The 19,947-nt window shown below is 55.8% G+C and carries 18 protein-coding genes; 9 read left to right on the top strand and 9 right to left on the bottom strand.

The window, feature by feature from the left end; genetic code table 11:
* Window positions 1–20 precede the first annotated feature (20 nt).
* Window positions 21–3,176 (top strand): multidrug efflux RND transporter permease subunit OqxB, encoded by a 3,156-nt coding sequence (gene oqxB / locus M2422_RS04500; protein ID WP_047061712.1) that lies wholly within the window; start codon window positions 21–23, stop codon window positions 3,174–3,176.
* Between the two features lie 97 nt (window positions 3,177–3,273).
* Here the strand turns inward: oqxB and M2422_RS04495 are convergent, their stop codons facing one another.
* From M2422_RS04495 to M2422_RS04485, 3 genes are all read right to left on the bottom strand, one after another.
* The gene (locus M2422_RS04495) at window positions 3,274–3,753 is read right to left on the bottom strand and encodes an Rrf2 family transcriptional regulator (RefSeq protein ID WP_029739386.1); all 480 of its coding nucleotides are present in this window, start codon (window positions 3,751–3,753) and stop codon (window positions 3,274–3,276) included.
* Between the two features lie 137 nt (window positions 3,754–3,890).
* Window positions 3,891–5,279: a HAMP domain-containing sensor histidine kinase gene (locus M2422_RS04490; RefSeq protein WP_064672406.1), complete on the bottom strand. Its 1,389-nt coding sequence runs from the start codon at window positions 5,277–5,279 to the stop codon at window positions 3,891–3,893.
* Window positions 5,279–5,956: a response regulator transcription factor gene (locus M2422_RS04485; RefSeq protein ID WP_048980503.1), complete on the bottom strand. Its 678-nt coding sequence runs from the start codon at window positions 5,954–5,956 to the stop codon at window positions 5,279–5,281. The genes M2422_RS04490 and M2422_RS04485 overlap by 1 nt, the downstream gene beginning before the upstream one ends.
* Before the next feature lie 203 nt (window positions 5,957–6,159).
* Between M2422_RS04485 and M2422_RS04480 the strand changes: the two genes are divergently transcribed.
* Complete coding sequence (locus tag M2422_RS04480; RefSeq protein ID WP_064672407.1) at window positions 6,160–6,996, top strand: MipA/OmpV family protein; 837 nt, start codon at window positions 6,160–6,162, stop codon at window positions 6,994–6,996.
* 122 nt (window positions 6,997–7,118) lie between these two features.
* Here M2422_RS04480 and M2422_RS04475 read toward each other — a convergent pair whose 3' ends face one another.
* Entirely contained in the window at window positions 7,119–7,667 is a 549-nt protein-coding gene (locus M2422_RS04475; RefSeq protein WP_231113485.1) for a hypothetical protein, read from the bottom strand.
* Window positions 7,668–7,920: 253 nt separating this feature from the next.
* On the opposite strand from M2422_RS04475, the gene M2422_RS23870 reads away from it, so the two are divergent.
* Both M2422_RS23870 and M2422_RS04470 read left to right on the top strand, forming a co-directional pair.
* Window positions 7,921–8,346 carry a VOC family protein gene (locus M2422_RS23870; protein WP_074399120.1) on the top strand — a complete coding sequence of 142 codons (426 nt, stop codon included), beginning with the start codon at window positions 7,921–7,923 and terminating at the stop codon, window positions 8,344–8,346.
* A gap of 170 nt (window positions 8,347–8,516) precedes the next feature.
* Window positions 8,517–10,232: a SulP family inorganic anion transporter gene (locus tag M2422_RS04470; protein ID WP_064672409.1), complete on the top strand. Its 1,716-nt coding sequence runs from the start codon at window positions 8,517–8,519 to the stop codon at window positions 10,230–10,232.
* Window positions 10,233–10,271: 39 nt separating this feature from the next.
* On the opposite strand, the gene dmsD is transcribed toward M2422_RS04470, so the two are convergent.
* The 3 genes from dmsD to M2422_RS04455 form a co-directional block, all read right to left on the bottom strand.
* Complete coding sequence (gene dmsD, locus M2422_RS04465; protein WP_064672410.1) at window positions 10,272–10,886, bottom strand: Tat proofreading chaperone DmsD; 615 nt, start codon at window positions 10,884–10,886, stop codon at window positions 10,272–10,274.
* A gap of 93 nt (window positions 10,887–10,979) precedes the next feature.
* A complete protein-coding gene (gene ynfE / locus M2422_RS04460; protein ID WP_064672411.1) occupies window positions 10,980–13,418 on the bottom strand; it encodes a selenate/tellurate reductase subunit YnfE in 2,439 nt (812 codons plus the stop codon).
* 131 nt (window positions 13,419–13,549) lie between these two features.
* Window positions 13,550–13,816: a DUF1161 domain-containing protein gene (locus M2422_RS04455; RefSeq protein ID WP_029739394.1), complete on the bottom strand. Its 267-nt coding sequence runs from the start codon at window positions 13,814–13,816 to the stop codon at window positions 13,550–13,552.
* 104 nt (window positions 13,817–13,920) lie between these two features.
* On the opposite strand from M2422_RS04455, the gene M2422_RS04450 reads away from it, so the two are divergent.
* Window positions 13,921–14,631 carry a YnfC family lipoprotein gene (locus M2422_RS04450; protein WP_033145401.1) on the top strand — a complete coding sequence of 237 codons (711 nt, stop codon included), beginning with the start codon at window positions 13,921–13,923 and terminating at the stop codon, window positions 14,629–14,631.
* Window positions 14,632–14,648: 17 nt separating this feature from the next.
* Here the strand turns inward: M2422_RS04450 and speG are convergent, their stop codons facing one another.
* Both speG and M2422_RS04440 read right to left on the bottom strand, forming a co-directional pair.
* Window positions 14,649–15,209 carry a spermidine N1-acetyltransferase gene (gene speG, locus M2422_RS04445; RefSeq protein WP_023311549.1) on the bottom strand — a complete coding sequence of 187 codons (561 nt, stop codon included), beginning with the start codon at window positions 15,207–15,209 and terminating at the stop codon, window positions 14,649–14,651.
* On the bottom strand, window positions 15,209–15,547 hold the full coding sequence (locus M2422_RS04440; protein WP_023311550.1) for a DUF1283 family protein: 339 nt from the start codon (window positions 15,545–15,547) through the stop codon (window positions 15,209–15,211). Before M2422_RS04440 ends, speG begins: the two co-directional genes overlap by 1 nt.
* Window positions 15,548–15,699: 152 nt before the next feature.
* Here M2422_RS04440 and M2422_RS04435 point away from each other — a divergent pair, with 152 nt between their 5' ends.
* The 4 genes from M2422_RS04435 (at window position 15,700) to M2422_RS04420 (ending at window position 19,826) form a co-directional block, all read left to right on the top strand.
* Window positions 15,700–16,026, top strand: coding sequence for a YnfA family protein (locus M2422_RS04435; RefSeq protein ID WP_021241222.1), 327 nt, complete (start codon window positions 15,700–15,702; stop codon window positions 16,024–16,026).
* 110 nt (window positions 16,027–16,136) lie between these two features.
* Window positions 16,137–17,351 (top strand): D-mannonate dehydratase ManD, encoded by a 1,215-nt coding sequence (gene manD / locus M2422_RS04430; protein ID WP_032657497.1) that lies wholly within the window; start codon window positions 16,137–16,139, stop codon window positions 17,349–17,351.
* Window positions 17,352–17,365: 14 nt separating this feature from the next.
* Complete coding sequence (locus M2422_RS04425) at window positions 17,366–18,385, top strand: Zn-dependent oxidoreductase (RefSeq protein WP_064672412.1); 1,020 nt, start codon at window positions 17,366–17,368, stop codon at window positions 18,383–18,385.
* A 73-nt stretch (window positions 18,386–18,458) separates the two neighbouring features.
* Window positions 18,459–19,826, top strand: a complete 1,368-nt coding sequence (locus M2422_RS04420) for an MFS transporter (RefSeq protein ID WP_064672413.1) — start codon at window positions 18,459–18,461, stop codon at window positions 19,824–19,826.
* Window positions 19,827–19,947: the final 121 nt, after the last annotated feature.

Raw genomic sequence — 19,947 nt, 5'->3', positions numbered from 1 at the left:
CTTGACCTGAGAATCCATCCATGGACTTTTCCCGCTTTTTCATCGACAGGCCGATTTTTGCCGCGGTGCTGTCGATTCTGATTTTTATCACAGGGTTAATCGCCATCCCGCTGCTGCCGGTGAGCGAATATCCTGACGTCGTGCCGCCAAGCGTGCAGGTGCGCGCGGAGTACCCGGGCGCCAACCCGAAAGTGATTGCCGAGACGGTGGCAACGCCGCTGGAAGAGGCGATCAACGGCGTTGAGAACATGATGTACATGAAGTCCGTCGCGGGCTCCGACGGCGTGCTGGTCACCACCGTCACCTTCCGTCCGGGAACCGACCCGGATCAGGCGCAGGTGCAGGTGCAAAACCGCGTCGCGCAGGCCGAAGCGCGTCTGCCGGAAGACGTCCGGCGCCTGGGCATTACCACACAGAAACAGTCCCCGACGCTAACGCTGGTGGTGCATCTGTTTTCGCCCAACGGTAAGTACGACTCCCTGTATATGCGTAACTACGCCACGCTGAAGGTGAAGGACGAGCTGGCGCGCCTGCCCGGCGTCGGCCAGATCCAGATTTTCGGCTCGGGTGAATACGCGATGCGCGTCTGGCTGGATCCCAACAAGGTGGCGGCCCGAGGGCTGACCGCGTCGGACGTGGTGACGGCGATGCAGGAGCAGAACGTACAGGTATCCGCCGGGCAGCTTGGCGCCGAGCCGCTGCCGAAAGAGAGCGATTTCCTGATCTCCATTAACGCCCAGGGGCGTCTGCATACCGAAGAAGAGTTCGGCAATATTGTCCTGAAAACGACGCAGGACGGTACGGTCGTCCGCCTGCGCGACGTGGCGCGTATCGAAATGGGGTCCGGCAGCTATGCGCTGCGTTCCCAGCTGAACAATAAAGACGCGGTCGGGATTGGTATCTTCCAGTCGCCGGGGGCGAACGCCATTGATTTGTCTAACGCGGTGCGCGCGAAAATGGACGAACTGTCCACGCGCTTCCCGGCGGACATGAAATGGGCGGCACCTTACGATCCGACCGTTTTCGTGCGCGACTCCATCCGTGCGGTCGTGCAAACGCTGCTGGAAGCGGTGGTGCTGGTAGTGCTGGTGGTGATCCTGTTCCTGCAAACCTGGCGCGCGTCGATCATTCCGCTGATCGCGGTGCCGGTTTCGGTGGTGGGTACCTTCAGCATTCTCTACCTGCTCGGCTTCTCGCTGAATACCCTGAGTTTGTTCGGGCTGGTGCTGGCCATCGGCATCGTGGTGGACGACGCCATCGTGGTGGTGGAAAACGTCGAGCGAAACATAGAAGAGGGGCTTGCTCCGCTTGCGGCGGCGCATCAGGCGATGCGCGAAGTGTCCGGGCCGATCATCGCGATTGCGCTGGTGCTGTGCGCGGTGTTTGTGCCGATGGCGTTTCTCTCGGGCGTTACCGGTCAGTTCTACAAGCAGTTTGCGGTGACGATCGCGATTTCCACGGTCATCTCCGCCATTAACTCGCTGACGCTCTCTCCGGCGCTGGCGGCACTGCTGTTAAAACCGCACGGCGCGCCGAAAGATTTCCCGACCCGGCTTATCGATCGTCTGTTCGGCTGGATTTTCCGTCCGTTTAACCGCTTTTTCCACCGCAGCTCGAACGGCTATCAGGGGCTGGTGGGCAAAACGCTGGGACGGCGCGGCTCGGTATTTGTGGTGTATCTGCTGCTGCTCTGTGCCGCAGGCGTGATGTTTAAAGCGGTGCCCGGCGGGTTTATTCCTACGCAGGACAAGCTGTATCTGATTGGCGGCGTGAAAATGCCGGAAGGTTCGTCGCTGGCGCGCACCGACGCGGTGATCCGCAAAATGAGCGAAATCGGGATGAATACCGAAGGGGTGGATTACGCGGTTGCGTTCCCGGGGCTGAACGCGCTGCAGTTCACCAATACGCCGAATACCGGGACGGTCTTCTTTGGCCTGAAGCCGTTCGACCAGCGCAAACATACTGCGGCGGAAATAAACGCGGAGATTAACGCGAAAATCGCGCAAATTCAGGAAGGTTTTGGCTTCTCCATCCTGCCGCCGCCGATTTTAGGGCTGGGTCAGGGGTCGGGCTATTCTCTGTACATCCAGGACCGCGGCGGTCTGGGGTATGGCGCGCTGCAAAACGCGGTGAACACCATGTCCGGCGCGATTATGCAGACCCCGGGAATGCACTTCCCGATCTCAACCTACCAGGCTAACGTTCCGCAGCTGGACGTGCAGGTCGACCGTGACAAGGCGAAAGCGCAGGGCGTATCGCTGACCGATCTTTTCGGTACGCTGCAAACCTATCTGGGCTCGTCGTACGTGAATGACTTCAACCAGTTCGGTCGTACCTGGCGCGTGATGGCGCAGGCCGACGGGCAGTTCCGCGACAGCGTTGAAGATATTGCGAATCTGCGCACCCGTAATAGTCAGGGCGAAATGGTGCCGATTGGCAGCATGGTGAAAATCACGACCACCTACGGCCCGGATCCGGTGATCCGCTACAATGGCTACCCGGCGGCGGATCTGATTGGCGATGCCGACCCGCGCGTGCTCTCGTCCTCGCAGGCGATGACGCAGCTGGATGCCATGTCTAAGCAGATCCTGCCAAACGGGATGAACATTGAATGGACGGACCTGAGCTTCCAGCAGGCGACGCAGGGCAACACGGCGCTGATCGTCTTCCCGGTCGCGGTGCTACTGGCGTTCCTGGTCCTGGCGGCGCTGTATGAAAGCTGGACGCTGCCGCTGGCGGTGATCCTCATCGTGCCGATGACCATGCTCTCCGCGCTGTTTGGCGTCTGGCTGACCGGTGGCGATAACAACGTCTTCGTGCAGGTGGGGCTGGTGGTGCTGATGGGGCTGGCGTGTAAAAACGCGATTCTTATCGTGGAGTTTGCCCGCGAGCTGGAAATTCAGGGCAAAGGCATTATGGAAGCCGCGCTGGAGGCGTGCCGCCTGCGTTTACGTCCGATTGTGATGACCTCCATCGCCTTTATTGCCGGGACTATTCCGCTGATCCTCGGCCACGGCGCGGGCGCAGAAGTGCGCGGCGTCACCGGGATCACGGTCTTCTCCGGGATGCTGGGCGTGACGCTGTTTGGTCTGTTCCTGACGCCGGTGTTTTACGTGACGCTGCGTAAGTTCGTGACGCGCGGGAAAAAAGAGGAAAGGGACGTTCTGCCCGCGTAGGAACGCTGCAGATAATAAAAAACCGCCTTCATTGTGAAGGCGGTTTTTTTACATCTGAATGTAGGCCGGGTTAGCGCAGCGCCACCCGGCAAGTTCGCTAAGACGTTTTTTGATACTGGGCAATAAGGTCCGGGAGCGGATCCCATCCGCTGCTATCGGCGTTTTTGACCGCTTCAAGGGCGCTGGCCACGGTATGGCGGGCCAGTACCGCTAACGAAGCCTCCTCGGCTTCTTCGGATATCGATTTGAAGTACCAGCAGGCGTTAGCGCTGACCACGCAGCGGGCCGGCACGTCAGGGCGCGACGCCCACAGCTTTTTATCTTCGATAACCGAAAGGTAGATGTCGCGCAGGGTGATCTCTTCCGGCGGGCGACCAAGATGAATTGAGCCGTTACGGCCAAGCGTTGAGACGATAATGCCGTCACGCGTCAGCGGAACCATCAATTTGCGGATGAAGCTCGGGTTCGCTTCCAGGCCGTAGGCCAGAATCGCACTCGTGGAACGTTCACCCAATTGCTCCGCCATCGCTACGCTGAGAACCATCTGCAAAGCTGTCGGGAAGCGGTAATCTAACATTTTTCTGTCCTGGGTTGCGGTGAATCTTGTTCTTTTTGGCACCGCAGAGGTGAATAAGCAATAAACAACAATATAACAAATACGGTAATTATTTTGAAGCAATCTGCGGCATTTGCGATCGAACCCCCTGTTCTGATTTAGCAAAACGTGCGGTTCGGGAAGTCAACCGTCACCATCAGGCCACCTTCAGCGGAAGTACTCAGGTTTACGCTGCTGTTGTGTTGCTGCGCCACCGCTTTGACGATGGCAAGCCCCAGCCCGCTCCCGCTTTGCACCTGATTGGGGTCACGGAAAAACCGGTCGAACACGCGCTCGCGCAGTTCAACCGGAATACCGGGCCCTGCATCTGAAACGCGAAGCCGCGCGAAGCCATCTGCTATGCAGACATCGACCTGAATCCGCCCGCGCTCGGGACTGTACTTCACGGCGTTCTCAATGAGGTTATCAATAAGCGACACCAGGCGTTCCCTGACGCCGGGGATCCAGATGTCATCCTCGGCGAAGAATTCCAGCTCAATCCTGCGCGCAGACGCCAGCGGTTCCAGCTCGGCCATTCGCTCCTGGATGAGCGTCGTCAGCGGCACGGTCTCCATTTCCGTATCAATGCGCGCTTCGCTGTGCATCATCAGCAGCAGCTGGTTGACGAGACGCGCTGCCCGGCTGTTGCTGCGAATCACCCCCGCAAGCAGTTCCTGCTGGCTCTCGCTAATGACCCAGGACTGCAGCGCTTCCACGTTGATGCGCATCGCCGCGAGGGGCGTACGCAACTCGTGCGCGGCATCCGCAATGAAAACCCGTTCCCTTTCCGCGCTTTCACGCACCCTGGCAAGGAAGTCATTGATCGCATCCGCCATCTGGCGAAGCTCCCTGTGTCCGGGAACGGCTTTTAAAGGGGAGAGATCGTCAGGCGTGCGTAACGTAATTTCATTGACCACCTTGTTCCAGGGGCGCATCGCAATGCGGATTGACAGCCACGCGGGAAACAGAAGAAAAGGGAAGCAGACCAGCAGCGGCATGATGTAGTAGCCGCGCGAGTTCAGGTAGATAAAGAAGTTCCAGCCGCCGGCCGGGGTGAAAAGGGTGACCTCCACGTCGGAATGAGCGGATTTAAGGGTTCGGCTGGTCCAGGTACGACCATCGCTCTGAACACGCTGCATTTCCCCAAACCGGGTGTTGGTTACCCCCGTTGGCGCATCAGGCGATGAAAAAATAATCGCGTTATTTTTGCGCACGATGAAGTTGATTGACAGCGCGGGGTCTTCGCCGCCGCCATAGCCTTCACGGAGCGCCTTGCTAAAGGCTTCCAGCACCGCGGTGCGATCCTGCGGGTGTTCGTCCATCCGCTCGACCAGGGTAAAAAGGGTGTCGTAGGTATGACTGCCCGTAAGGATGGGAGGGCTGCGCAGGTCCTCCCACAGAATAAAGGTTAAAAATAGACACCACAGCAGGGTAAGCAGCAGCAGCTGGGCGATAATAATTCGCCGTACCAGCGTTGGGCGTCTCAGGTGGTACCAGACGTTTTGCATTACCCTGTCACCTTCTGGACTGAGACGGTATCAATGACATACCCGACGCCCCGCACTGTTCGCACATAGCCGTCGCCGATTTTTCGCCGCAAATTTCCCATATGCACATCGAGCGCATTGCTGAGGTTCTCTTTGTTGCCGAATATCCGTTCTTCCAGAAACCGTCGCGTAATCACGCGGTCAGCGCGCAGCATCAGCGTTTCCAGCAGCGCATATTCACTCGCCGTCAGGTCTACGTGGCGCGCGCTCACCGTCACGCGACGCGTTGGAACATGAAGCGATAAGCCTCGGATTTCTATCGCCTCATTTTCGAAACCGTAGCTGCGCCGCGCCAGGGCTCTCACCCGCGCCAGCAGCTCGGCGAGAATAAATGGCTTGACGAGATAGTCGTCTGCACCCGCATCCAGCCCGCACAGCCGATCCTGCAGCGTGCCTCGCGCCGTCAGAATGATGACCGGGATCCCCTTAAGCTGCTGACGCAAACGCGCCATCAGGCTCATGCCGTCACCGTCGGGCAGCCCCAGGTCGAGCAAAATAAGTTCCGGCACGCAGACGTCCAGCTGATGCAGCGCATCCTCTTTGCGGCGAACCCATATGACGTCAAACCCTTGATCGGAGAGGGCGATACGTACGCCGTTGCCGAGATCCAGGTCGTCTTCGATTAGTAGAATTTTCACACTGGTAACTGTATCAACCGTGAATGAAGAACTTCTTAAGAAAAAAACGGTATCAGGAAACCTGCCCGGTTTACAGCGTCTGCTCGCGCTTCAGTGTTTCTTCATGTTCGGCTCATAAGAACCTTAGGGTCGGTATTCAAAATGGGCGTTCTGGCGGTTAACCGCATGCATCGTCATCATTTGAATCCAGAAGGGCTTCTTTAATGAGAAACATCGAACTGCGTCATACGTTCCCCCATTTACTTCCGGGCCGCAGCCTGAAAAACATCGTGCCGGGCGTCGTTCTGGCGTTACTGGCTACGCCCGTACTGGCGGCAGAACAGAGCCAGGGTAACGTCTTAACCCTGGGGGGCGGCGTGGACGTCGCGTCGCGCTACTCGGGTTCTGATAAAACCCGCGTCAGTGCGGCTCAGGTGGTGGAGTACGCCATGGCAAACGGCTTTTTTATCGGCACCACGAGAGGGATCGGTTACGGCAACAACATCGGCAACCTGGATTACAGCGCCGCGCTGAGCTATCGAGTTGGCCGTAAAGATAAAGACGTGAGCAGCGATTCGATCAGCTCCGGCAGCGACGAGCTGCGAGGAATGGGCGAGATAAAAGGCTCGGCAATCGTTGTGCCAGGGCTTGAGTACAGGGTGACCGACTGGCTTCACCTGCAGCTGCAGGCAGAGGTTCCGGTTTCTGAGAGGGACAACGGTGAAGCGATTCATTTCGGCATTTCCAGCCCGTTCTATACCTCACCCAAAAATGAGGTGACGCTGGCGCTGACCGGCAGCTGGGGATCCGACAAGTATATGCAGACCTACTATGGGGTCAGCGCCGCTCAGTCGAGCGCATCGGGCTTTGCCCGACATGACGCCGGAGCCGGTATTTATGCCTGGACGATGAATCTTGACTGGACCCACAGGCTCACCTCGCGCTGGAGCGTCCTTGCCTCAGCGGGCGTGACGCAGCTGACGGGGGATGCGGGTGATAGCCCCATTGTGCAACGCAAAACATCGCCCACGGGGAGTTTGAAGGTGACGTACAGTTTTTGATGTTGGCTGCGGTGGCTTAACGTTTTGAGCAGGCACTTGCGGTAATTAAAGCCGCTCCGGTTGAGATGGCGGGGCGGTTCCCTTTGCAGACAGTGACAGCACTGCACACGTGGTTGACGGATTTATCTAAAGCTCCATTGTGCCGTAATGACAAACACGGAAGGTATGATAATGCCCACATCCATTCCAAAATAAGACGTAAAATTATACTGGAACCCATGATATATATAGGGCGAAAATCCTATCCCTGTTGCTTTTTTAAAATCATGGTATGAACCATGGTCACCACAATCATCGAAAGTATCAAAGAAAAATTCACCTACATATCCATAGATTCCTTTAAAAACCCAACCGTTATCCCATCCAGCCCAGTCTCTTCTTACGCCGGCAGCCAGGCATCTGTCATTAAAGCTGTTTTTCATTGTCCCTAGCACAAGACTGTATTTCGACGTATCCGATAATTTCCTCTCCACGGATATGAACTTATTTTCAAAGTTCTCCGTGTATTGTCCTCGATTATGCGTCAGATGATAAACGTATGAGCCGGTGTTTATTGAATACAGATTTATTTCATCTGCAGAGCAATACAACGTAAAAAGATAAAAACTTCCGCACCACAGCCATGTGGGGCATCTTTTCCGAACTGTCTGCTTATGTGGAATATTATCCATATTCGCTCACTTTGGCTAACGTACTGAAATTATAAGGACTGTTTTCGGTCTTCAGCTGGATAAATTTTAGCATACATACCAAAACTCGAGATATTCACGTCACGGATTGGGGGCTGAAATTACGATAGGACATGTTCTGCGAACCCTTACCTCACGCGCTTACAGGAGTGAAAATCAGCCTTTTACCGCCACTAAAATCATAACCTCAGAGGTATAATCGCTGTTCAGAAAACGGCAAAGAGGATGTGACAAGCTGCTGACTTATATCACTATAGGTACAAAGGATCTTCAGCGCGCCGCGGCGTTTTATGACGCGATTTTTAACGTGCTTGGCTATTCACGTTTGCCTGCCTGGACAGAGAACTGGGCAATGTGGGGAGATGAAAATAATCCAGATGAAGGGTTTAGCTTCTGCATTTGTCCTCCGTTTGACCGACAACCCGCAACGGCGGGAAACGGGACAATGTTCGCATTCCGTGCAGCTAACGCGGAGCTTGTCAGACGTTTCCATGCAGCAGGCCTTCTTGCGGGAGGGAGGAGTGAAGGCATGCCCGGGACACGAACCGCATACGGCCCCGATTTTTATGTTGCCTATCTGCGCGATCCTGACGGGCATAAGCTGGCATGCGTTTGTCAGCATTATTCTCCTGAAGCCGATACGTTCTCAGACGAAGAATAGTCACAAGCGGTCGTTTTTGAACTATGTTTAACACCAGTCAGAATAATAAATAGTTGAACTGTTATTAGATTCTGAACAGTGGCGGCCTTAATCCGGAGCATTTGAAAGCCAGAACCTCACTGAGAAGTGTGCCAGCATGACGTGGCTAATATTCCTATCCGGAGAACAACGTGTTCGGAAAACAATTGTTAAACTACATGCCAGGTTTACAAACTTTGTTAGCCTACGATAAAAGCTGGCTAAAAAATGATGTTAAAGCCGGGTTATCCGTTGCGGCTGTAGCGCTTCCGGTGGCTATTGCTTATGCTGAATTGGCGGGTGTTGGGGCAATAGTGGGGCTCTATTCCTGCGTTTTACCGATGATAGCGTATGCACTCTTTGGTTCTTCACGTCAGCTTATTGTGGGCCCTGATGCCACGACCTGCGCGGTTATTGCGGCCGTCGTGTTTCCTCTTTCTGCAGGTAATCCCGAACTGCACTGGCAGCTGACCATTATCATGACGTTGATGATGGGCGGGTGGTGTCTGCTTGCCAGTAAATTCCGCCTGGGCGCACTTGCCGATCTGCTTTCACATCCCATCCTTACGGGTTTGCTTAATGGCGTTGCCGTGACGATTATTGTTGGGCAATTAGGCAAGGTGTTGGGGATAAAACTCGACGAAGCGCAGGTTATTGAGAAAATAATGGCCTTGCCAGGACGTCTTTCAGACAGCCATTTATTAACCGTTGGGATATCGCTTTTAACGTTAATTATTTTAATGGCGATCAAAACGTATCGCAGCCACTGGCCAGCACCGTTGATTGCCATTGTGATGACAACGTTACTGGTATGGGCGACATCTGCGCAACAGTACGGTATTGCCACTATTGGGGGGGAAGGCTTCCAGCCTGGTTTACCCGTCGTTAACTGGGGCGCGTTCCAGCCCGGTCCGATGCGTGATTTAGTGATCCCGGCGCTGAACCTGGCGTTGGTCAGTTTTGTCAGCCTGATGCTGACCGCCCGCAGTTTCGCCGCGAAAAATGGCTATGAAATTAATGCTGATGCAGAGTTCCGGGCGCTGGGTATTGCAAACCTCATGTCGGGATTATCTCAGGGGTTTGCTATCAGTGGTGCCGATTCCCGTACCGCGGTTAATGATTCAGTGGGTGGGAAAAGTCAGCTGGTTTCCATCGTCGCAGCCTTACTCATCGGTATCGTAGTGGTGTTTTTCACTCAGCCATTACAATTTATTCCGGTATCTGCATTAGGAATTGTTCTGATGTACGCATCCTGGTCATTAATTGATCTGCGCGGGTTGTGGAATCTGAGGCGAAGAAATAAACAGGCATTTCGCCTGGCCTTTTTCACGTTTGGCTGTGTGTTAATTATCGGCGTTATCCAGGGGATCGGCCTTGCGGTGTTGCTTGGCCTGTTACAGTTCCTGCGTACGGTGTTTCGTCCCTCTGAGCACTTACTGGGAACTGACGACGATGGCATGATTCACTCATTAGGTAATACAACCGATATTAAAATGGTCCCGGGCGTGCTGATGTATCGATTTAACTCACCGTTGACCTATTTTAACGTGGCTTATTTTAAACGCCGGGTATTGAACCTGGTTGATGGTGCAGCAGTACAGCCTAAATGGGTGGTCATTGATGCCGTTGCTTGCTTCACCTATTCAGATATCAGCGTTCTGGCAACCATAAATGAGTTAAAGCGCGATCTGAAAGGTCGAGAGATTACGTTAATCCTTGCGGGCAGAAAAACGGAATTAACGCGCTGGTTTAAAGATAGCCGGCCAACGATGAATGATGATGACATGATTCTGGCGCCAGACCTCTATCTGGCACTTCGGTTCATTCAAAGCAAGGAGAGTGCGAGTGAATCAGGTGGCGAGGTATAAGCTAAAGGCTTGCCCGCCACCCGCGAGCAAGCCACACCCTTAGCGATACAGCGTCTTTTCCGTAACCGGAATAAGCAGCCCGGATCGCCAGTCCGCGAGCGTCAGCTGCGCAAGCCTGCCCAGCGCGGTATAAAACGGATGCCCGGCGTTGTCGACAAACACCGACAGGAAGCGGGTGCTCCACGGCAGCAGGTGCCACGCCAGAAGCCGATCGCACTCCGCTTCGCGGTCGTTCTCGGCCAGCCACGCTGCGAGCAGCAGCAAAGCACCGAAATGATCTTCCGGCTCATTCTGCTGCATCTCAAACGCGATATTGTTCTCCCGCATCCACTGGCGCAGCGCGAGGGTCGAGTCGCCAAACAATACGGATTCACGGTCCAGCCAGACGGAACCCCACGGCGGAGCGGGCAGGGCATACGGACCAATAAACAGCCGTTGCCAGGCGTCCGCCAGCGACTCATCGGAAGATGAAGCAAACGTATCGGCAACGGGCTGCAGCGTTTCCGAAGGCAGGGGCCAGTCCTGAACCCATTCGCCAGCGGTGAGCGCTTTCACCAGCGGCGCGGCCTGCTCGCTGTCGGGAGCGAAATAAAACAGCGCGCCCAGCACCCGGGCGCTGAACGCGAACGATTCACGATGTGAGACGTCTTTCATTAAACTTTCCTTGCTCGCGCGGATGACGCCCGCGCGACTGTGTTAACCGATAATAGTGACCACAGAATAAACCAGGGTCTCGCGTTTCACCCTCTACACCTTCTCAATCTGCACCAGATTGGTGTGCTGCGGGTTGCCTTTTGCCAGCGGAGAAGGTCGATGGGTCGTCAGCGTGTTGATGCATGAGCCGTGATCGATACGATCGCCATTCATATTGGCATCATGCCACGCTCCCTGGCCCATGGCGCTCACGCCGGGCATGATGCGTGGCGTGACTTTCGCTTCAATTCGCACCTCGCCGCGATCGTTAAATACGCGCACCGTATCGCCGTTCTTGATGCCGCGTTTTGCAGCATCGACAGGATTAAGCCACACCTCCTGGCGACAGGCCGCTTTCAGCACGTCGACGTTACCGTAGCTCGAGTGGGTACGGGCCTTGAAGTGGAAGCCGAACAGCTGCAGCGGGAACTGCGCGCGCTCGGGCGCATCCCAGCCGTCAAAGGTCGACGCGTAGACGGGCAGAGGGCTGATGGTCTCATCTTTTTCCAGCTCCCAGGTAGCCGCAATCTCCGCCAGCTTGCTGGAGTAAATCTCAATCTTGCCCGATGGCGTTTTCAGCGGATGGGCTTCCGGGTTCTCGCGGAATTTTTTATAGGCCACAAAGTGTCCGTTCGGATCTTTACGCTTATAAATGCCCATTTTTTTCAGCTCGTCATAGGACGGAAGCTTAGGGTCTTTCTCGAGCATTTTGGCATACAGGAACTGCAACCACTGTTCCTGCGTGCGTCCTTCGGTGAATTTCTGAAGGATATCCGGCCCGAGGCGTTTCGCCACTTCGCTCATCATCCAGTAGATCGGCTTACGCTCGAACTTCGGCGCGGTCACGGGCTGGAGGAAAATCAGATAGCCCAAGTTCCCGGCGTAATCGTTAGGAATAATGTCTTCCTGCTCGACGGTCATCAGGTCCGGCAACACGATATCGGCGTACTTCGCTGACGAGGTCATGAAGTTGTCGATGACGACGATCGTTTCGCATTTACTTTCGTCCTGCAGGATCTCGTGAGTTTTATTGATATCAGAGTGCTGGTTGATGATGGTGTTGCCCGCATAGTTCCAGATGAACTTAATCGGCACGTCCAGCTTATCCTTACCGCGCACGCCGTCGCGCAGGGCGGTCATCTCCGGTCCGCGGGCGATGGCGTCCGTCCAGCTGAAGCAGGAGATTTGCGTTTTGACCGGGTTATCCGGTATCGGCATACGGTCGATGGTAATGGTGTAGGTCGACTCGCGCGCGCCGCTGTTACCGCCGTTGATGCCGACGTTTCCGGTGAGGATTGGCAGCATGGCGATGGCGCGGGACGTCAGCTCGCCGTTCGCCTGGCGCTGTGGTCCCCAGCCCTGGCAGATATAGGCCGGTTTCGCGGAGCCGATTTCACGAGCAAGTTTGATGATGCGATCCGCGGGAATGCCGGTGATGCGTGAGGCCCACTTCGGCGTTTTCGCCGTGTTGTCATCGCCCTGGCCGAGAATGTACGCTTTGTAGTGGCCGTTAGCGGGCGCGCCTTCCGGCAGCGTTTTTTCGTCATAGCCCACGCAGTATTTATCCAGAAACGGCTGGTCGACCAGGTTTTCGTCGATCAATACCCACGCGATTCCCGCCACCAGCGCGGCATCGGTACCCGGACGGATCGGGATCCATTCATCTTCGCGTCCGGCTGCCGTATCGGTATAGCGCGGGTCGATGACGATCATGCGCGCATTGGATCGCTCGCGGGCCTGCTCCAGATAATAGGTGATCCCACCGCCGCTCATGCGGGTTTCCGCCGGGTTATTGCCGAACATCACCACCAGTTTGCTGTTTTCAATATCCGAGGTGCTGTTGCCATCGTTGCTGCCGTAGGTGTAGGGCATCGCGCAGGCGATTTGCGCCGTGCTGTAGGTGCCGTAGTGGCTCAGGAAACCGCCGTAGCAGTTCATCAGGCGCGCCACCAGCGAAGCGTAAGGGGAGGAGCGGGTGATATTGCCGCCGACAATCCCGGAGGAGTAGTTGATATACACCGCTTCGTTGCCGTATTTGCTGACCACGTTTTTAAGGCTGGCGGTGATGGCGTCCAGCGCTTCATCCCATGTGATGCGCTCGAACTTGCCTTCACCGCGTTTGCCCACGCGTTTCATCGGGTAGTTGAGACGGTCAGGATGATTGATTCGACGGCGAATTGAACGTCCGCGCAGGCAGGCGCGCACCTGATGGTTACCGTAAATATCCTCGCCGGTGTTATCGGTTTCGACCCAGTACACTTCGTCGTCGCGGACGTGCAGACGCAGCGCGCAGCGGCTGCCGCAGTTGACCGAGCAGGCGCCCCACACCACTTTATCTTCAGCAGGCTGAACGGCGTTCTTCACCGCCGCGGCGGCGCTTTTTAAGCCGAAAGGAAGTGAGATCCCACCGGCGGCCAGCGCCAGAGACCCTATTGCCGTAGATTTCACGAGAGTTCGACGGCTAATTCCGCCGTGATGTTCAGTATCGGACATGGCTCACCCCATCATTATAATTACGTATTATTTTTCCCGAAATGATAACCGGGCTAATGATGGGGTGAGTGTTACTGATTTGGGGGTATTAAATCTTAATCCTCATCAAATCAAAGGGGATTGAGGGTAAATTACTGCGCTTCAGCAGCCCCGTTGCCTGTGCGGGTGTACAAAATTTTAAAGGTGTCGTTGGCGCAGTGGCCTACCACCTGAGTGCCCGCCTGGTCAGCCTGATCGTTTGGCACAATGCTCAGCGTAAAACCTGATTCAGGCACGCCGTTGTTGATAATTTTCTGCTGAATGTCGCTTTTCACGCGCTCGCAGGAATCCGGTGCCGCCAGCGCGGCCGTTGAGGCACTCATTAACAGCAGGGCGGTAATCCAGGGTAACCGTTTCATCTGTAGCTCCTTTTCTCTGTGTAGAGATTAATTTTAGCAGGCTTCGTGTAAACAACTGTATTTGCTAATATGATTGGGAATAATCTCCCTGTACGGTAATAAATGTGAAGAAATACGCAGCGATAACGCTACTGGCAGCAACACTGGTGGGGTGCGACAACAGCTCCGCGCCGCTGTCGTTTACGCCCGAGATGGCGAGTTTCTCGAACGAATTTGATTTTGATCCGCTGCGCGGCCCGGTGAAAGACTTCACCCAGACGCTGCTCAACGAGAAGGGCGAAGTGTCCAAACGGGTGACCGGCACCGTGTCGGCGGAAGGGTGTTTCGATACCCTGGAACTGCACGACCTGGAGGCCAATACCGGCGTGGCGCTGGTGCTGGATGCCAATTACTACCTTGATGCGGAAACCCAGCAGCGAAAAGTGAAGCTGCAGGGGAAATGCCAGCTGGCCGAACTGCCGTCAGCCGGGATAACGTGGGATACCGACGACAACGGTTTTGTGGTGGCGGCGCACGGCAAAGAGATGGAAGTGAAGTATCGCTACGATGCGGATGGCTACCCGCTGGGCAAAACCACCGTCTCGGGGGATCAGCATCTGTCCGTCCAGTCGACGCCGTCTAAAGACGTTCGCAAAAGAATGGATTACTCGGCAGTGAGCATGTTGAATGATAAGCCGCTGGGCAACGTGAAGCAGAGCTGCGACTACGATCGACACAATAATCCGGTGAGCTGCGACCTGACGATCACGGACGATAGCGTCAAACCTGCCGTTGAGCACAAATACACCATCAAAAACACGATTGAATACTACTGAGAGTAAAACCGCGCAGGTTACTGCGCGGTCGGTTTCAGCAGGCTGGCGCCTGACGGCTTGTGCCCGGCAAGATGCTGATGCTGGAAGATGCACATGCGAATGGTATTGCGGTATTCGCCGTTGATAAAGAACTCGTGAATCAGCTCGCCTTCCACCATAAAGCCCAGCTTGCGGTAGATATGGATCGCTTTCTCGTTCTCTTTATCCACAATCAGGTAAAGCTTGTAGAGATTCAGAACGTTGAATCCGTAATCCATTGCCAGCTTCGCTGCCCGTGAGGCAAGGCCTTTTCCCTGATGCTCAGGGGAAATAATGATCTGAAACTCCGCCCGGCGGTGAACATGGTTGATTTCAACCAGCTCCACAAGACCGGCTTTTTCGCCTTCACACTCCACCACAAAACGACGTTCACTCTGATCGTGAATGTGCTTATCGTAGAGATCGGACAGCTCAACAAAAGCCTCGTACGGCTCTTCGAACCAGTAGCGCATCACGCTGGCGTTATTGTCGAGCTGGTGGACGAAGCGCAGGTCTTCACGCTCCAGCGGACGGAGCTTAACGTCGCAGGGCGCCGACATTATGGTGCTACCGTGCGGCCAGTGCGGCGATCCAGGCAGCGCAGGGTGTTTGGCTCCCAGTAGGCGTTGACGTTTGCACTTTGCTGACACTTATCGCGCGCGTCAAAAGCGACATCTTCTTTGTCCCACTCTTTTTCAGCACGTTTGTTGACCTTGTGACGAAGGCTGCGGGTGTCATTCCATTGTTCTTTGTCCATAGCGGCGTTCTGGCGGCTTTGCGCGCTGTCACCAGACTCAATAATGAGCTTGCTGGTTTCCGCTGTCGCAGAGGCGGCAAAGGCGAACGATGACAGCGCCAGCAGGGCTGTCAGACAAAGGCGTTTGCTTAATGTGGTCATAGCGTTTCCTTTTAAACGGGTGCAGATAATCAAGTTACCCCGAACAGATTCTACACCAAAGCGAAAAGACGTCATACCCGCGGTGCAAGTATGGAAAAGTAAAGGATATCATCAGGTATGATGTCTAAATAAATCCTCACCTGACGTGAAATATGCTCAAAACGACGCTGCTTTTTTTTGCCACCGCGCTATGCGAAATCATCGGCTGCTTCCTGCCATGGCTCTGGCTGAAGAAGGGGGGATCCGTATTGCTTCTCATCCCGGCAAGCGTCGCGCTGGCCCTCTTTGTCTGGCTGTTAACGCTGCATCCGGCTGCCAGCGGCCGCGTCTACGCCGCTTACGGTGGCGTCTATGTCTGTACCGCACTGCTGTGGTTACGCGTGGTGGACGGCGTCAAGCTCAGCGCGTACGACTGGGCCGGCGCGCTGATTGCCCTGTGCGGCATGCTGATTATTGTGGCGGGATGGGGGCGGGCCTGAGCCCCCGGTTTTGTGATCGTTAGCGGATTTTATGATTATTATACTTGTATGGTAGTCTGGTTAGTGGGTAAGTTTCCAGCATCACAACGAATGATGTAAGGAAAGGAACTATGAAGATTGTCGCGGCTGACGTGTTTGTTACCTGCCCGGGGCGGAACTTTGTCACCCTTAAAATCACCACCGACGAGGGTATTGTCGGACTCGGTGACGCCACGCTAAACGGGCGTGAACTCTCCGTGGCTTCCTACCTGAAAGACCATCTCTGCCCGCAGCTGATTGGCCGCGATGCGCACCGTATCGAAGACATCTGGCAGTTTTTCTATAAGGGCGCCTACTGGCGTCGCGGCCCGGTCACCATGTCGGCCATCTCCGCCGTGGACATGGCGCTGTGGGACATCAAAGCCAAAGCGGCCAACATGCCGCTCTACCAGCTGCTGGGCGGCGCATCCCGTGAAGGCGTGATGGTTTACTGCCACACGACCGGTCACACCATTGACGACGTGCTGGAAGATTACGCCCGCCATAAAGAGATGGGCTTCAAGGCGATCCGCGTGCAGTGCGGGGTGCCGGGCATGAAAACCACCTACGGGATGGCTAAAGGTAAAGGGCTGGCCTACGAGCCTGCGACCAAAGGCGACTGGCCGGAAGAGCAGCTCTGGTCCACCGAAAAATACCTCGATTTCACACCGAAGCTGTTCGACGCGGTGCGCAGTAAATTCGGCTTCAATGAACATCTTCTGCATGACATGCACCACCGCCTGACGCCAATCGAAGCGGCGCGATTCGGCAAGAGCATCGAGGAATTCCGCATGTTCTGGATGGAAGATCCAACGCCTGCGGAAAACCAGGCCTGCTTCCGCCTCATTCGCCAGCACACCGTCACGCCAATTGCCGTGGGCGAAGTATTCAACAGCATCTGGGACTGCAAGCAGCTCATCGAAGAGCAGCTCATCGACTATATTCGCACCACCATTACCCACGCGGGCGGGATCACCGGGATGCGTCGCATCGCGGACTTTGCCTCGCTCTACCAGGTGCGCACCGGCTCGCACGGCCCGTCGGATCTCTCGCCGGTATGCCACGCCGCCGCGCTGCATTTCGACCTGTGGGTGCCAAACTTTGGCGTCCAGGAATATATGGGCTATTCCGAACAGATGCTGGAAGTCTTCCCGCACAGCTGGCGCTTTGATAACGGCTATATGCATCCGGGCGACAGGCCGGGGCTGGGCATCGAGTTTGATGAAAAACTGGCGGCGAAATACCCGTACGATCCGGCCTATCTGCCGGTGGCCCGTCTTGAGGACGGCACGCTGTGGAACTGGTAAACGAGGAGCGAACGATGAAAAGCGTAGTGATTCAACAGCCGAACGAACTGGTGATTGAAGAGCGGCCACTCCCGGCGCCAGGTGCAGGTGAAGTTCGCGTCAAAATCACGCTGGCGGGGATCTGCGGTTCGGACAGCCACATCTATCGCGGCCATAACCCGTTTGCGAAATATCCACGCACGATCGGCCACGAGTTTTTTGGCGTGATTGACGCCGTAGGCGAGGGGGTCGACAGTGCCCGTCTGGGCCAGCGCGTCTCGGTCGATCCGGTGATCAGCTGCGGACACTGCTATCCGTGTTCCGTCGGAAAACCGAACGTCTGCACCTCGCTGGTGGTGCTGGGCGTACACCGCGACGGGGGCTTCAGCGAATACGCGGCGGTACCCGCTAAAAATGCCTGGCCTATTCCGGATGACATTCCTGATAGGCACGCCGTCATGGTGGAACCCTTCACCATCGCCGCCAACGTGACGGGGCAGGCCAACCCCACCGAGCAGGACGTCGCGCTGATTTACGGCGCAGGGCCGATGGGGCTGGTCACCGTGCAGGCGCTGAAGGGCGTCTATAAGGTGAAGCAGGTTATCGTGGTTGACCGCATCGACGAACGCCTGAAAATGGCCCAGCGCAGCGGCGCGGACTGGGTGTTGAATAACGGCGAGCGGTCGCTGCAGGCCGCGCTGGACGAAAGGGGCATCAAACCGACGTTAATCATTGATGCCGCCTGTCATCCGTCGATTTTGCAGGAAGCGATTACCCTGGCCTCTCCGGCGGCGCGCATCGTGCTGATGGGGTTCTCCAGCGAGCCGAGCCAGATTGTCCAGCAGGGCATCACCGGCAAAGAGCTGGCGATCTTCTCCTCGCGCCTCAATGCCAACAAATTCCCGGTCGTCATCGACTGGCTGAAAAAAGGGCTGATCGACCCGGAAAAACTGATCACTCATGCCTTTGACTATCACCATGTAACAGACGCCATTGAACTGTTTGAGAAAGACCAGCGGCAGTGCTGCAAAGTCTTGCTCACGTTCGGGCAATAATCCTATACGCGGTTAAGAGCCTGCGCAGACAGGCTCTATGTGGTACGCATCTTACCCTTCAGAGATAGCCATTATGACGCAAGCACAACCTCAAAGAACCACCTCCGACCTGGTGAAAGCCGCCGTTTCCGGCTGGCTGGGCACCGCCCTGGAGTTTATGGACTTTCAGCTTTACTCGCTGGGGGCAGCCCTGGTCTTTCACGAGATCTTCTTCCCGGAACAGTCAGCCGCGATGGCGCTGATCCTCGCGATGGGAACCTACGGCGCAGGCTATATCGCACGCATTGTCGGCGCCTTTATCTTTGGAAGGATGGGCGACAGCATTGGTCGTAAGAAGGTGCTGTTTATCACCATCACCATGATGGGGATCTGCACCACGCTGATTGGCGTCCTGCCGACCTACGCGCAGATCGGGATTTTTGCTCCCGTTCTGCTGGTAACGCTGCGTATCATCCAGGGCCTGGGGGCCGGGGCTGAGATTTCCGGGGCCGGGACCATGCTGGCGGAGTACGCGCCGAAAGGGAAACGCGGCATTATCTCCTCGCTGGTGGCGATGGGCACTAACTGCGGAACGCTGAGCGCCACGGCGATCTGGGCAGTGATGTTCTTTGCCCTCGACCGTGAAGAGCTGATTGCCTGGGGCTGGCGCGTGCCGTTCCTCGCCAGCGTCGTGGTGATGATTTTCGCCATCTGGCTGCGAATGAACCTGAAAGAGAGCCCGGTCTTTGAGAAAGTGAACGATGCCCAAACCGTACAGCCGGACACCTCGCTGGGTTCAATGGTGAAAAGTAAATCCTTCTGGCTGGCGACCGGCCTGCGTTTCGGTCAGGCGGGCAACTCGGGTCTGATCCAGACGTTCCTCGCCGGGTATCTGGTCCAGACGCTGCTGTTCGATAAAGCCATCCCGACCGATGCGCTGATGGTAAGCTCCATTCTCGGGTTTATCTCCATTCCGCTGCTGGGCTGGCTTTCCGATAAAGTAGGGCGCCGTCTGCCGTACATTATCCTCAATATCTCCGCCATTCTTCTCGCGTATCCGATGCTGTCGATCATCGTCGATAAGAGCTATGCGCCGGGGACAATTATGCTCTCTATCATCGTTATCCATAACTTCGCCGTACTGGGGCTGTTTGCGCTGGAAAATATCACCATGGCGGAGATGTTTGGCTCGCGAAATCGCTTTACCCGTATGGCTATCTCGAAAGAGGCGGGCGGGCTGGTGGCGGTGGGCTTTGGTCCGGTGCTGGCGGGGATCTTCTGCAACATGACCGGCTCCTGGTGGCCGATTGTCGCCATGCTGGTGGCCTATTCCGTGATTGGGCTGGTCTCGGCGATCCTGATGCCCGAAGTGCGCGACCGTGATTTGAGCGCGGCGCAAGACGCAGCGGAGTCCGCGCCAGAGGAGAGTGTGGGTTACGGCGCGGTCTCCTCGCGACGCTAATGGTTTATAACTTACGTGACCTGTCACATAACTTTATCTTTATGTCACACCACATGAGCAAAAGTTAATATAAATCAAAATCTCAAATGGCAGTATCAGTATGGTTGATGGCAGTTATTTT

The sequence above is a fragment of the Enterobacter sp. SLBN-59 genome (assembly GCF_024807915.1).
GTDB lineage: Bacteria > Pseudomonadota > Gammaproteobacteria > Enterobacterales > Enterobacteriaceae > Enterobacter > Enterobacter asburiae_B.
This window is presented reverse-complemented; position numbering and strand designations above follow the sequence as displayed.